Annotated in this window: 11 protein-coding genes and 1 tRNA gene; 2 read left to right on the forward strand and 10 right to left on the reverse strand. The window is 68.8% G+C overall.

Going from position 1 to position 12991, the window contains the following annotated elements; all coding sequences use genetic code 11:
- Positions 1 to 442: 442 nt before the first annotated feature.
- Positions 443 to 1744, forward strand: a complete 1302-nt coding sequence (gene oxlT / locus H1Q64_RS12215) for an oxalate/formate MFS antiporter (RefSeq protein ID WP_237903704.1) — start codon at positions 443 to 445, stop codon at positions 1742 to 1744.
- Positions 1745 to 1836: 92 nt separating this feature from the next.
- On the opposite strand, the gene H1Q64_RS12220 is transcribed toward oxlT, so the two are convergent.
- The 4 genes from H1Q64_RS12220 to recJ all read right to left on the reverse strand — a co-directional run bounded on the left by H1Q64_RS12220 (position 1837) and on the right by recJ (position 5237).
- A complete protein-coding gene (locus tag H1Q64_RS12220) occupies positions 1837 to 2043 on the reverse strand; it encodes a hypothetical protein (protein WP_237903705.1) in 207 nt (68 codons plus the stop codon).
- Positions 2044 to 2164: 121 nt separating this feature from the next.
- Entirely contained in the window at positions 2165 to 3004 is an 840-nt protein-coding gene (locus H1Q64_RS12225) for an aldo/keto reductase (RefSeq protein WP_237903706.1), read from the reverse strand.
- A gap of 234 nt (positions 3005 to 3238) precedes the next feature.
- Positions 3239 to 3314, reverse strand: a tRNA-Glu gene (locus H1Q64_RS12230).
- A gap of 123 nt (positions 3315 to 3437) precedes the next feature.
- A complete protein-coding gene (gene recJ, locus H1Q64_RS12235) occupies positions 3438 to 5237 on the reverse strand; it encodes a single-stranded-DNA-specific exonuclease RecJ (protein ID WP_237903707.1) in 1800 nt (599 codons plus the stop codon).
- Between the two features lie 212 nt (positions 5238 to 5449).
- Here recJ and H1Q64_RS12240 point away from each other — a divergent pair, with 212 nt between their 5' ends.
- The gene (locus H1Q64_RS12240; protein WP_237903708.1) at positions 5450 to 6544 is read left to right on the forward strand and encodes a glycerol dehydrogenase; all 1095 of its coding nucleotides are present in this window, start codon (positions 5450 to 5452) and stop codon (positions 6542 to 6544) included.
- A 61-nt stretch (positions 6545 to 6605) separates the two neighbouring features.
- Here the strand turns inward: H1Q64_RS12240 and glpX are convergent, their stop codons facing one another.
- The 6 genes from glpX to H1Q64_RS12270 all read right to left on the reverse strand — a co-directional run bounded on the left by glpX (position 6606) and on the right by H1Q64_RS12270 (position 12930).
- A complete protein-coding gene (glpX, locus tag H1Q64_RS12245) occupies positions 6606 to 7598 on the reverse strand; it encodes a class II fructose-bisphosphatase (protein ID WP_174437339.1) in 993 nt (330 codons plus the stop codon).
- 43 nt (positions 7599 to 7641) lie between these two features.
- Positions 7642 to 8949, reverse strand: a complete 1308-nt coding sequence (locus H1Q64_RS12250) for a homoserine dehydrogenase (RefSeq protein ID WP_237903709.1) — start codon at positions 8947 to 8949, stop codon at positions 7642 to 7644.
- The gene (locus H1Q64_RS12255) at positions 8949 to 10223 is read right to left on the reverse strand and encodes an LL-diaminopimelate aminotransferase (RefSeq protein ID WP_237903710.1); all 1275 of its coding nucleotides are present in this window, start codon (positions 10221 to 10223) and stop codon (positions 8949 to 8951) included. Before H1Q64_RS12255 ends, H1Q64_RS12250 begins: the two co-directional genes overlap by 1 nt.
- Before the next feature lie 154 nt (positions 10224 to 10377).
- Positions 10378 to 11724, reverse strand: coding sequence for a multidrug effflux MFS transporter (locus H1Q64_RS12260; protein ID WP_237903711.1), 1347 nt, complete (start codon positions 11722 to 11724; stop codon positions 10378 to 10380).
- Entirely contained in the window at positions 11721 to 12149 is a 429-nt protein-coding gene (locus tag H1Q64_RS12265; RefSeq protein WP_237903712.1) for a MarR family winged helix-turn-helix transcriptional regulator, read from the reverse strand. Before H1Q64_RS12265 ends, H1Q64_RS12260 begins: the two co-directional genes overlap by 4 nt.
- 385 nt (positions 12150 to 12534) lie before the next feature.
- Entirely contained in the window at positions 12535 to 12930 is a 396-nt protein-coding gene (locus H1Q64_RS12270; protein ID WP_237903713.1) for a hypothetical protein, read from the reverse strand.
- Between the last annotated feature and the right edge of the window lie 61 nt (positions 12931 to 12991).

Consider the following 12991-nt stretch of genomic DNA (forward strand, 5'->3'; position numbering starts at 1 on the left):
CACGACGGTGCGGAAGCGCATGCCATCCCGAGTCGACGCGCGCCCTTGTCTTATATGTATACCAGATACCAGAATGGGCCAAATCGCTTTGCTGTCAAACCGTCAGCACCTCCACCGTCCAAGCGCAAGACCCCTTATCCGAACAAGGGCCATCAACGCTTCCGAAGGTGGTAGAGCAGCCCTCGCACGCCGAGTCTGTTTGTTACGCTGACAAACAGCTTGCGCCGGAAACTGTATCTGGCATACCATATCTCTAATGCCAAAAACGCTCACCCCGCGAGCTTAAGCCGCCCACACCAAGCGGCCGGTTCCACGGTCAGGCCAAGGCGATGGAGACGACCCGGCACACCACGGGGAAACCTCCGGTCAAAAAAACAAAAACAACCCGACTCAAAAAAGCAAAAGACCGCTTCGCAAAGAGATCGCTTCTAGGAGGAGAGAAATGCACCAAGCCCTCACGGAGGCCCCGAAGGGGCCCCTCGGTGGCCGCTGGTTCCAGCTCGTCATCGGCGTCATCTGCATGTCGATGATCGCGAACCTGCAGTATGGCTGGACGCTGTTCGTCGAGCCCATCGACCAGAAGCATGGCTGGGGCCGTGCGGCCATCCAGGTGGCCTTCACCATCTTCGTCGTCATGGAAACCTGGCTGGTTCCCGTCGAAGGCTGGTTCGTCGACAAGTTCGGCCCGCGCATCGTCGTCCTGATCGGCGGCGTACTCTGCGCCGTGGCCTGGGCGGTCAACTCGGTGGCCGACTCGCTCGCCATGCTCTATCTCGGCGCGGCGCTGGGCGGCATCGGTGCCGGCGGCGTCTACGGCACCTGCGTCGGCAACGCGCTGAAGTGGTTCCCGGACCGTCGCGGTCTCGCCGCCGGTCTGACCGCCGCCGGGTTCGGCGCCGGCTCGGCCCTCACGGTCGTTCCCATCGCCAACATGATCCACTCCTCGGGCTATGAAGCCACCTTCATGACCTTCGGCATCGGCCAGGGCGCGGTGATCCTCGCGCTGGCGTGGTTCCTGGCGTCGCCGAAGAAGGGGCAGGTTCCGGAGGTCACCCGCTCGGCGGTGTCGCAGACCCGTGAGAGCTACACCCCGGTCCAGATGCTGAAGACCCCGGTCTTCTGGGTTATGTACGCCATGTTCGTGATGGTGGCGGCGGGCGGCCTGATGGCGACCGCGCAGCTTGGTCCGATCGCCAAGGACTTCCACTTGGACGGCGTCCCCGTCAGCATCATGGGCCTGACCCTGCCGGCGCTGACCTTCGCCCTGTCGATCGACCGAGTGCTGAACGGCGTCACCCGCCCATTCTTCGGCTGGGTGTCCGACCACATCGGCCGCGAGAACACCATGTTCATCGCCTTTGCCCTGGAGTGCGTCGGCATCCTGGCGCTGAACCAGTGGGGCCACAACCCCGTCGCCTTCGTGATCCTGACGGGTCTGGTGTTCTTCGCCTGGGGTGAGATCTATAGCCTGTTCCCGGCTCTGTGTGGCGACTCCTTCGGCTCGAAGTTCGCCACCACCAACGCCGGCCTGCTGTACACCGCCAAGGGCACCGCGTCGCTGGTCGTTCCCTTCGCCAACGTGGCGGTCGCCTCGACCGGCAGCTGGCAGGCAGTGTTCTTCTTCGCCGCTGCGGTCAACGGCATCGCCGCCCTGCTGGCCATCTTCGTCCTGAAGCCGATGCGCGCCCGCCAGATCACCGAGAGCCTGCCGGCCGCGAAGCTGGCGGCGGAGCCGGCCCAGTAAGGCACCAGACGCACCATCAGCACCCGAACGCAATCGGGCCGGGAGATTTCCCGGCCCGATCTGCTTTTGGGAAAGAAACGGTGCGGAAAAGGTCAGAGCCCGCGCGGGAAGGACGCCCAGGACGGGCCGCCCTCGATCTCCTCCTGCGCCTTGCGCACCTTCTTCACCCGGCGGAGATGCCGGGGCGACCAGGGATCGCGGACCGGCATGCCGGCGGTGGCGACCTCGGCGGTCAGAATCCGCGCCACGACGACAGCGAAGCCCGACAGCAGCATGGACAGAAGAACGATGGCGAGCATGCTTCGATTCCCGGATGAGCCGCACGCGGACTCAGGCGCGCCTGATTCCGCAATGCAGCATACCTAGGCCGTTTGACCAGGGAAATCGAGTCCGCCACCCAAAGCGCGGCGCTTCGCCGCGCTACAGCATCTCCAGCGGGCGCGGCCCGCGCGGCGGCGGGAAGGCCCGGTCGAGGTCCGCGAGATCCTGCTCGTCGAGCCGCAGGTCGGCGGCGGCCCGGTTGTCGCGGACATGGGCAGGGTCCGACGCCTTGGGGATAGCGATCACCCCGTCCTGGCGCAGCAGCCAGGCCAGCCCGACCTGGGCCGGGGTCGCGCCGTGCCGCTCGGCGACGCGGCGAAGCTCCGGACGGCGCAGCATCCGCCCCTGCTCGATCGGCGAATAGGCCATGATCGGGATGCCCCGGCCGCGGCACCAGGGCTGCAGGTCGTATTCGATGCCGCGGCGCGTCAGGTTGTAGAGAAGCTGGTTGGTCTGCACCCCCTCCCCGCCCGGCGTGCCGACCAGTTCCTCCATGTCCTGGAGATCCAGATTGCTGACGCCCCATTGGCCGATCTTGCCGTCGCGCATCAGCGTGTCGAAGGCCTCGATGGTTTCGGAAAAATCGTGGCTGCCACGCCAGTGCAGCAGGTAGAGGTCGATGCGGTCGGTGCGCAGACGCTTCAGGCTGCGTTCGCAGGCAGCGATGGTGCCGCGGCGGCTGGCGTTCATCGGCAGCACCTTGCTGACCAGGAATACCTCGTCGCGGCGCCCGGCGATGGCCTCGCCGACCACCTCCTCCGCCCCGCCGTCGGCGTACATCTCCGCCGTGTCGATCAGCGTCATGCCGAGGTCGAGGCCGAGCCGCAGCGCCGCCGCCTCCCGCGCGCGGTCGCGGCTGTCCTCGCCCATGTACCAAGTGCCCTGACCGAGCACCGGAACGGCGGTTCCCGAAGGAAGGCGTGTCGTCGGAATGGTCATGGATGTCTCCCGTTCCCTTGGCCCCGTCGAAGGGCGTGAGGAACGTTAGTCCACGGAACCACCCCTGGAAACCGCCCCTTGGCGCTATTTCGGCGGGTGGGAGAAGCCGGCGACCACGGCGCGGCAAACGGGTCGCTTGCCAGACCGGCAAAGGCGCCGGACAAATGACGCCTGAAACGACAAAAGCTCAGCCAAGGGCTGAGCTTTCGAAACTGGTGCCAACCTGTGAGAAGGTGGCGTCCCCAAGGGGATTCGAACCCCTGTCGCCGCCGTGAAAGGGCGGTGTCCTAGGCCTCTAGACGATGGGGACGTCGTTGGCGTGGCGGGATTACTAATGGGATGACGGGCCGAGCGCAAGCGTTTTTTCCAACTCCTTTCTACCCCGTTCGCGTATGCCCCCCATGCAGCATCTCCACGCCGAATTTGTTTGCATTCACATGGTTTGGGAGGGTGCCGCGTCGTCGATCAGGAGCTGGACTCCCTCCGCCCCGTTCCAGCGGTCGATGCGCAGGACACCGGCGATGTGGAAGGGCGATCCGCGGCCCATCAGCAGGGCTTTTCCCATCTCGCTCTCCAGCGCGCGGAAGGCGATGGCCTTCAGCCGGGCGCCGTCGCCGCCCTGGAGAATGCAGCGGACGTGATTCGCCCCGACCACGTCGGCCCGCACCACGCGGGCGTCTGTGACGGCGAAGCGCGGCTCCGCGTTGCCGGTGCCGAACGGGCCGAGCTGGTTCAGGCGGTCCACCAGGGATGTGTTCGCCGCCCCCACCGACAGCGCGCCGTCCAGTTCCAGCGTCGGCACCAGCGGGGCCGCGGCGACCTGCTCGGCGACGCGGCCGGTCAGGAAGGCCTGCAGGTCGGCCAGCTTGTTCCCGGCCACGGTGAAGCCGGCCGCCATGCGGTGCCCGCCGCCGGCCATCAGCAACCCTTCCTGCCGCGCCGCGATCACCGCCGCCCCGAGATCGACCCCGCGCACCGAACGGCCCGAAGCCTTGCCGATCACCGTGCCGTCCGCCCCCTCCTCCAGGGCGATAACGCAGGCGGGACGGCTGTAGCGCTCCTTCAGGCGGCTGGCGACGATGCCGATCACGCCGGGGTGCCAGCCCTCCCCCGCCACGAAGACCAGCTCGGCCAGCTCGTCGGCGTGCTCCTCCAGCCGGGCCATGGCGTCGGCGAGCACGCCCTGCTCCACTGCACGGCGTTCGGCGTTGTGGGCCTCCAGCTTCTGGGCCAGCTCCATCGCTTCCATGGGGTCGTCGGTGGAGAGCAGCCGCGCCCCGAGGTCCGAAGCGCCGACCCGTCCACCCGCGTTGACCCGCGGGCCGAGCACGAAGCCGGCGTGGTAGGCGTCCGGCTTCTCCTTGACCCCGGCGACGTCGGACAGGGCGGACAGGCCTGGGTTGGCGCGCCGCGCCATCACCTTCAGCCCCTGCGCCACCAGCGCCCGGTTCAGCCCGGTCAGGGGCACCACGTCGCACACCGTGCCCAGCGCCACGAGGTCGAGCCATTCCATCAGGTTCGGCTCGTTGCGGCCCGCGTAGAATCCGGCGCTGCGCAGCGCCCGGTTCACCGCCACCACGGCCAGGAAGGTCACCCCCGCCGCGCACAGCGTGCGGTAGGCGCCGTCCTCGTCCAGCCGGTTCGGGTTGACCAGGGCGACGGCCGGCGGCAGGCACGGTTCCGCCGCGTGATGGTCGAGGACCACCACCTCCAGCCCGGCCTCCGCCGCCGCCTCCAGCGCCGCGAAGGCGGAGATCCCGCAGTCCACCGTCACGACCAGCCGCACGCCCTCGGCCTTGAGCCGCAGCAGCGCCGGGCCGTTGGGGCCGTAGCCCTCCTTCATGCGGTCGGGCACATAGATCCGCAGGTCGGCCCCCACCGCCCGGAAGAAGCGCCGCAGCAGCGCGGAGGAGGTGGCGCCGTCCACGTCGTAGTCGCCGAAGACGGCCACCGGCTCCCTGTCCATGATCGCTCGGGCGATGCGCTCCGCCGCCGTGTCCATGTCCTTGAAGCGGGAGGGGTCGGGAAGCAGCGCCTTCAGCGTCGGGTTCAGGAAGCCGTCGCACGCCTCCTCGGTCACCCCGCGGGCGGCGAGCACCCGCCCGACGATCTCCGGCAGCCCCCTCCCCTGCGCCAGCCCCCAGGCCAGCCGCTCGTCGTAGGGCCGCGCCTGCCAGCGCTTGCCGGACAGGGAATGGGCGACGTTCAGGAAGGGGGGAACAGTGTCGGTCATGCTGCCCAGGATGCCACGGATCGGAAAGGCCGAAGCCATAGCAGATGGGGGACATGCGGGCCAGCGGATGGGCCCCATCGGTGGCGTTGGGGTCGTCGCGTCTGTACGCAAAGGTGGCAGGCCGCCTTGCCGCACCGCAACTTGAGGCAGGTCATTGCGGGTGGAGAGGCGTCCTGCTCCACTGCGGTCAACACCACGCGGAGGAGGGAACCATGATCACCACGGCGATCTTTCCGGCCCGCTACGTCCAGGGCAACGGCGCCCTCGACAGCCTGGGCGAGGATCTGGCCCGGCTGGGCAAGACGGTTCTGGCCGTCACCGACAGCTTCGTTCTGAAGACGCTGAAGGGTCGGCTGATCGACGCCGCCACCGGGCGCGTCGAACTGGACATCCAGGAATTCCGCGGCGAGTGCTCCGACGAGGAGATCGAGCGGCTGACCGCCCACGCCCGCGCCATGGGCGCTGACACCGTGGTCGGCATCGGCGGCGGCAAGGCGCTCGACACCGCCAAGGCGGTCGCCCACGCGCTGGACGCGCGCACCGCCATCGTCCCGACGCTCGCCTCCACCGACGCGCCGTGCAGCGCGCTATCGGTGATCTACACGCCGGAGGGGGCCTTCAAGCGCTACCTCGTGCTGCCGCGCAACCCGGACCTCGTGCTGGTCGACACCGGCGTGGTAGCGAGCGCCCCGGTGCGATTCCTCGTCTCCGGCATGGGCGACGCCCTGTCCACTTGGTTCGAGGCGGAGGACTGCCGCATCAAGCGCGGCGGCAACATGACCGGGCGCGTCGGCCCGATGACCGCCTTCGCGCTGGCCCGGCTGTGCTACGACACGCTGCTGGAGTATGGCGTGCTGGCCAAATCGGCCTGCGAACAGGGCGTGGTCACTCCGGCGCTGGAGCGCATCGTCGAGGCCAACACGCTGCTGAGCGGGCTGGGCTTCGAGAGCGGCGGGCTGGCGGCGGCGCATGCCGTTCACAACGGCCTGACTGCCCTGGAGGAGACGCACCATTACTGGCATGGCGAGAAGGTCGCCTTCGGCACGCTGACGCTGCTGATCCTGACCGACCGGCCGCCGGCGGTGCTGGACGAGGTCTACGGCTTCTGCAAGGCGGTGGGGCTGCCGACGACGCTGGCCGAAATCGGTCTTGGCGACGTGTCGGACGAGCGGCTCCTGCTGGCGGCGGAGCGGGCCTGCGCGGATGGCGAGACCATCCACAACGAACCGCACGAAATCACCCCGCAGCGCGTGCTGGCCGCCATGAAGGCCGCCGACGCCGAGGGACGGCGGAGGAAGGGCCTGTAATCTTCAAAAAGAAAGGGGCGCGCGGTGAATTACCGTGCGCCCCTTCTTTCTTAAAGCAGCCTTACGCCATGGCCGGCTTGCGCTGCAGGTTGTGGTGCGCCTCGACGTAGCGCACGGTGCCCGACTTGGAGCGCATGATCACCGAGTGGGTGGTGGCACCGCCGGGGAAGCGGCGGACGCCGCGCAGCATGGCGCCGTCGGTCACGCCGGTCGCCGCGAACATGACGTTGCCGCTGGCCAGCTCGGTCAGGCTGTACTTCTTGTTCAGGTCCTTGACGCCCCAGCGGGCGGCGCGGGCCTTCTCGTCGTCGTTGCGGAACAGCAGACGGCCCTGGAACTGGCCGCCGATGCAGCGCAGCGCCGCCGCGGCCAGAACGCCTTCCGGGGCGCCGCCGGAGCCGACATACATGTCGACGCCGGTGCCGGCCTGGCTGGTGGCGATCACGCCCGAGACGTCGCCGTCGTTGATCAGCATGATGCGCGCGCCGGCCTCGCGGACGCGGGCGATCAGCTCGGCGTGCCGCGGACGGTTCAGGATGCAGACCAGCAGTTCCTGCACCTCGGTGCCCTTGGCCTTGGCCAGCGCCTTGAGGTTGTTGGCCGGCGTCTCATCGAGATCGACCACGCCTTCCGGCAGGCCGGAGCCGACGGCGATCTTGTCCATGTAGACGTCGGGCGCGTTCAGGAAGCCGCCCTCGTCCGCCATGGCGATGACGGCCAGCGAGTTCGGGCCGCCGGTGGCGCAGATGGTGGTGCCTTCCAGCGGGTCGAGCGCGATGTCGACCTTCGGCCCACGGCCAATGCCGGCGCCGACCTTCTCGCCGATGTAAAGCATGGGCGCCTCGTCGCGCTCGCCCTCGCCGATCACGACGGTGCCGTCGATGTAGAGGGTGTTGAGCGCTTGGCGCATGGCGTCGACCGCGGCCTGGTCGGCAAGCTTCTCGTCACCGCGGCCCATCAGCAGCGACGCGGACAGCGCGGCGGCCTCGGTGACGCGGACGGCTTCCAGAGCCAGGTTCCGGTCCATACCGGACAGGTCGACATGAACGGACATGGTGTTCTCCCCCGAATCGATGCTCGGTTCTTCTATGGTTCGGTCAAAACTGTTCGATGCGGATCATGCGTGGCGGCTCGACCACCGACTCCTTGGCGGAGATGGTGGCAAGCGCGCGCTGCATGGCCGCCTCGTCGGTGTCGTGGGTGGTTAGGACCACCGGCACCGCTTCGCCGGGGGCGCGCCCGCGCTGCAGGAACTGCTCCATGGAGACGTTCTGGTCGCGCATGGCCGCCGCAACATCCGCTATCACGCCGGGACGGTCCACGACCATCAGGCGTACGTAGTACGACCCCCGGCGGGCCTCCATCGGAGACGGCTGGGCCTCGGAAAGCTGGGCCGCCGGCACCCCGAAGGTTGGGGTGGAGCGCCCGCGGGCGATGTCGATCAGGTCGGCGACCACGGCCGACGCCGTCGGCCCCTCACCGGCGCCGCGGCCGACGAACAGCACACGGTCCACGAAGTCGCCCTGGGCGATCACGGCGTTGAACACACCGTCCACCGCCGCGATGGGCGCCGCCTTCGGCACCATGCAGGGGTGCACGCGCTGCTCGATCCCGCGGTCGGTGCGCCGGGCGATGCCCAGCAGCTTGATCCGGTAGCCGAGCGCGTCGGCGTAGTCGAAGTCCACCGCCGAGACGTGGCGGATGCCCTCGACATGGACGCTCTTGAAGTCCACCGGCGTGCCGAAGGCCACCGAGGTCAGGATCGCCAGCTTGTGCGCCGCGTCCACGCCGTCGATGTCGAAGCTCGGGTCGGCTTCCGCGTAGCCCAGCTTCTGCGCGTCGGCCAGCACGTCCGCGAAATCGCGGCCGGTGGTGCGCATCTCCGTCAGGATGTAGTTGCAGGTGCCGTTGAGGATGCCGTGCACCTCCGACACCCGGTTGCCCGCCAGCCCTTCGCGCAGCCCCTTGATGATCGGGATGCCGCCAGCCACCGCCGCCTCGAAGCCGATGGCGAGGCCGGCGGCCTCCGCCTTGGCCGCGAGCTCGGTGCCATGATGGGCGAGCAGCGCCTTGTTGGCGGTGACGACGTGGCGTCCCCGCTCCAGCGCCAGCTCGACGGTCTCCTTCGCCGGCCCCTCGGACCCGCCGATCAGTTCGACCACCACATCCACGCCGGGATGGGCGGCGAGCGCCACCGGGTCGTCGTACCATTCGGCCGTCGACAGGTCGACGCCGCGGTCCTTGCCGCGCGAGCGGGCGCTGACCGCCACCACCTCGATGCGGCGGCCACAGCGCTGCTCGATCAGGTCGGCCTGCCGCTCCAGTAGCTTCAGAACGCCCGCGCCGACCGTGCCCAGGCCCGCGACGGCGATTTTCAGGGGGCCTGTTTTGTGGGAGTCGGACATCAGACTTTCGCTTTCTCCGGGTCGAGGAGGGCGGCGCGCGCCGCCGGATCCTTGCTCGCCGCCGCACCGGCGGCGTTGGAGCGGAAGAACTCCTTGATGTTGCGGGTCGCCTGACGGATGCGGTGGACGTTCTCCACCAGCGCCAGACGGACATGGCCGTCGCCGTACTCGCCGAAGCCGATGCCCGGCGCCACGGCCACCTTGGCCTCCTGCAGCAGCAGCTTGGAGAATTCCAGCGAGCCGAGATGGGCGAAGGGCTCCGGGATGGGCGCCCAGGCGAACATCGAGGCCGATGGGCTCGGCACCGTCCAACCGGCCGAGGCCAGACCCTCGATCATCACGTCGCGGCGCTGGCGGTACATGGTGCGCACCTGCTCCACGCACTCCTGCGGGCCGTTCAGCGCGGCGGTCGCGGCGACCTGGATCGGCGTGAAGGCGCCGTAGTCCAGGTACGACTTGATGCGGGCCAGCGCGGTGATGAGCTTCTTGTTGCCGGTGGCGAAGCCGATGCGCCAACCGGCCATCGAATAGGTCTTCGACATCGAGGTGAACTCGACGGCCACCTCGCGCGCCTCCGGGATCTCAAGGATCGAGGGCGGCGGCTCACCGTCGAAGAAGACCTCGGCGTAGGCCAGATCCGACAGGATGTAGATGCCGTGCTTGCGGCAGAACTCGACAATCGGGCGGTAGAAGTCGAGCCCCACCACCTCCGCCGTCGGGTTGGACGGGTAGTTCAGCACCAGCGCCAGCGGCTTCGGCACGCTGTGGCGCACAGCGCGCTCCAGCATGTTCATGAAGCTGTCGATGTCAGTGGAGGTGCCGTTGGCCTGCCCCACCGGCAGATGGCGCACCGAGGCGCCGGCCAGGATGAAGCCGAAGGGATGGATCGGGTAGCTGGGGTTCGGCACCAGGATGATGTCGCCGGGGCTGGTGATCGCCTGGGCAAGGTTGGCCAAGCCTTCCTTCGAGCCGATGGTGACGATGCACTCCGACTCCGGATCGACGTCCACGTTGAAGCGGCGCTTGTAATAGGCCGCGTGCGCCTTGCGCAGGCCGGGGATGCCGCGGGAGTTCGAGTAGCGGTGCGTCTTGGGATCGCGCACGGCCTCGATCAGCTTATCGACGATGTGCTGGGGCGTCGGCTGGTCCGGGTTGCCCATGCCGAGGTCGATGATGTCCTCGCCGGCAGCTCGGGCTCGCGCCTTCATGGCGTTCACTTCGGCGAAGACGTAGGGCGGAAGCCGCTTGATCCGGTGGAATTCTGAATCGCTCATGGACGCTCCGAAGCCTTGTCCGGCCACGCCACGAACCCATATTTGCGGACCGGGACCACTTATCTACCGCCCCGCATCTTCAGAAGCGAGGTAAAATTCGCGTCCGGCCGCATTCCTGCGCTGCCTGAGGCATACCGGACGCCGAAGCCCGTCTTCAGCCTCCCTTGCGGTTGGACGCCCGACGCTGGTGCAGCGCTTCCTCGATCTCCTCGCCGCCGGCGCCGACCAGGGCGACCGGGTCCACGGCGACCTCCAGATCCTCCGGTCGGGCGGGCTCGGCCGGGCGGCCGCGCCGGGACGCCGGCACGCGCAGCAGCACGTAGGACAGCAGCGACAGCAAAGCGAGGCCCGGCATGATGGCCGTCGTCGCGGTGTAGGGATCGGCGAACAGCGCGGCCACCGCCGTGCCGGCCAGCCCGCCGCCGATCTGCATGAAGCCGATCAGCGCCGAGGCCGCCCCGGCCATGCGGGGGAAGCCGGCCAGAGCGTCGCTGGTGGCCCCGGGCATGACCAGGGCGATGCCGAAGGCCCAGACGGCGGTCGGCCCCATCACGCTCGCCACGGTCGGCTCGCCGGTCAGGGGCGTCATGGCGAAGCCGAGCCCGCCCACCGCCACGCAGGCCAGCCCGTAGGGGATCAGCCGCATCGCGTCCACCCGGCGCAGCAGCCGCCCGGCCAGGGTCGCCCCCAGCGTGTAGGAGCCGGTCTGCAGCAGCATGGCGAAGCCGAAGACGGTCGGGCTCAGCCCCACCCGCTCGATCATCACGAAGGGCAGCAGCGCCGCCATGGTGTAGAGGCCGCCCAGCGTCGTGCCGAGCACCAGCCCCGCCCGCATGAAGCGCCGGTCGGTCAGCAGGGTCCGGTAGTTGCGGATCACCGGGCCGGGCCGCGCCGCCGAACGGTCCCGCGTCCGGTTGGTCTCCGCCGTGCCCAGCGCGAAGACCGTCAGCACGGCGAGGCCGTAGAGCGTCATCACCACGAAGATGGCGTGCCAGCCCACCGTGCCCAGGATCACCCCGCCCAGCGTCGGCGCCACCGCCGGCACGATGGCCAGCATCAGCCCGATCAGGTTCAGGATGCGCGCCGACCGCTGGCCGGTGAACTGGTCGCGCACGATGGCGCGGGAAATGGCGATGCCCGCCGCCGCACCGATGCCCTGCAGGGCCCGCCCGACCAGCAGCCATTCGATGCTGCCCGACAGCGCCGCAACCACGCTGCCCAGGACGTAGGTGACGAAGAAGGCCAGAGCGACCGGCCGCCGCCCGTAGGCGTCGGACAGCGGCCCGCAGGCGAGCTGGGAAAAGGCAAAGCCGAAGAAATAGACGGAGAGCGTCAGCTTCAGCGCCGCCGGGGTGCTCTGAAAGGCCTCCACCAGCATCGGCAAGGCCGGCGTGTAGAGCGCGAGGCTGAGCGGCCCCAGCGTGACGATCAGCGTTCCGATGACGGCCGTCCGCGTCTCCGTCATGGCGGGCGCGTCGGTCTGCACGGGGGTGTGGCTCATCGGCCGCCCCCGCCGCGGTCGTCGGCGATCATGCGGTTGCGCAGGCGGCCCAGCATGTCCTTGAGCAGGACGATCTCCTCCGCCGAGAGGTCGGCCATGGCCGACTCGCGCTCGGTGCGGAAGGCTTCCAGAACCTGGAGCGCCAGCGGCTCGGCCTGCGGGGTCGGCTGGACGATCTTTGCGCGGCGGTCCGCCGGGTCCGGCTCGCGGACCACCAGCCCGCGCGCCTCCAGCCGGTCGAGGAAGCCGACCAGGGTCATCGGCTCCACCCACATGTGGGTTGCCAGCACCGACTGGCGCGAGCCGGGGTGGCGGCAGACATAAACCAGCGCTCGCGCCTCCCCCGCCGTGAGGCCGAGCCGGGCGTCGTCCAGGGCACGGTCGAACCGCGCGCGCAGAAGCCGCGCGCAGTCGATCAGGATCATTCCGAAGGGGGATTCATCAAGCATCCCTTATTGTAAGGGCGCCTTATAATTTCCAGCAACCGCGGGCGGCGCAGGGCGGTCATGCCGCGGCGCCATGGCCGCGCAACGCGCCATTCACTCGATGTGAAGGAAAGCCGACGCGCCAAATAGTCGCAGTTTGAAAATCTGTTGCGGACCCACCACCGCAGGACGTAGGTTTTTTCACCTTGGCAGCAGCAATGGGTGATCCGTGGTCCGCGCCACCGCCATCGTAACTGCGCATCGACCGGACGAAGACCGGTGCGTCCCTTTCGGTCATAGGAACGCCATCAAAGGCCGAAGGACGCTCCGCATAGGTATACTTACGGATTACTGGCAGCGTCAGCCTTTTGCTACACCCCTGCCCTCAATTGGGTTTCCCGGAGGCGGGCTTCCCGGCGCTTGGCTGTCCAGGCGTGATGTCCGGCGGCGGGGGAACGTCCATGGGGGTCGGCAGCATGTTCTTGGCGGCCTCGCGGTCCTGGGCCAGACGGTCCAGATCCTGCTGGCGCTGCTCTTCCGTCCGCAGGTCGGTCGGGCGCGACGGAACGGTGCCGAGATTGGGGTATTCCCGGTTCTCACCGGACATGCCGCGCACCGGCGACTCCTGGCTGGGCACGTCGCGGCCGGTCACCGCGCCGAACAGCCCGGTGTCGAGCACGCGGTCGCTGCAGGCGGAGAGCCCCAAGACAACCAGAACGGACAGGGCGGGGGCCAACCGGCCCGCCTTCGCCACCACGCCGCGTCGGATACCCGTTTCCATTCTGCGAACCCCACATCCGAACCCATCCGGCCGCTTGAACGGTGGTGGGCGAAATGAAATC

It is taken from the genome of Azospirillum brasilense, from assembly GCF_022023855.1.
Taxonomy (GTDB): Bacteria; Pseudomonadota; Alphaproteobacteria; order Azospirillales; family Azospirillaceae; genus Azospirillum; species Azospirillum brasilense_F.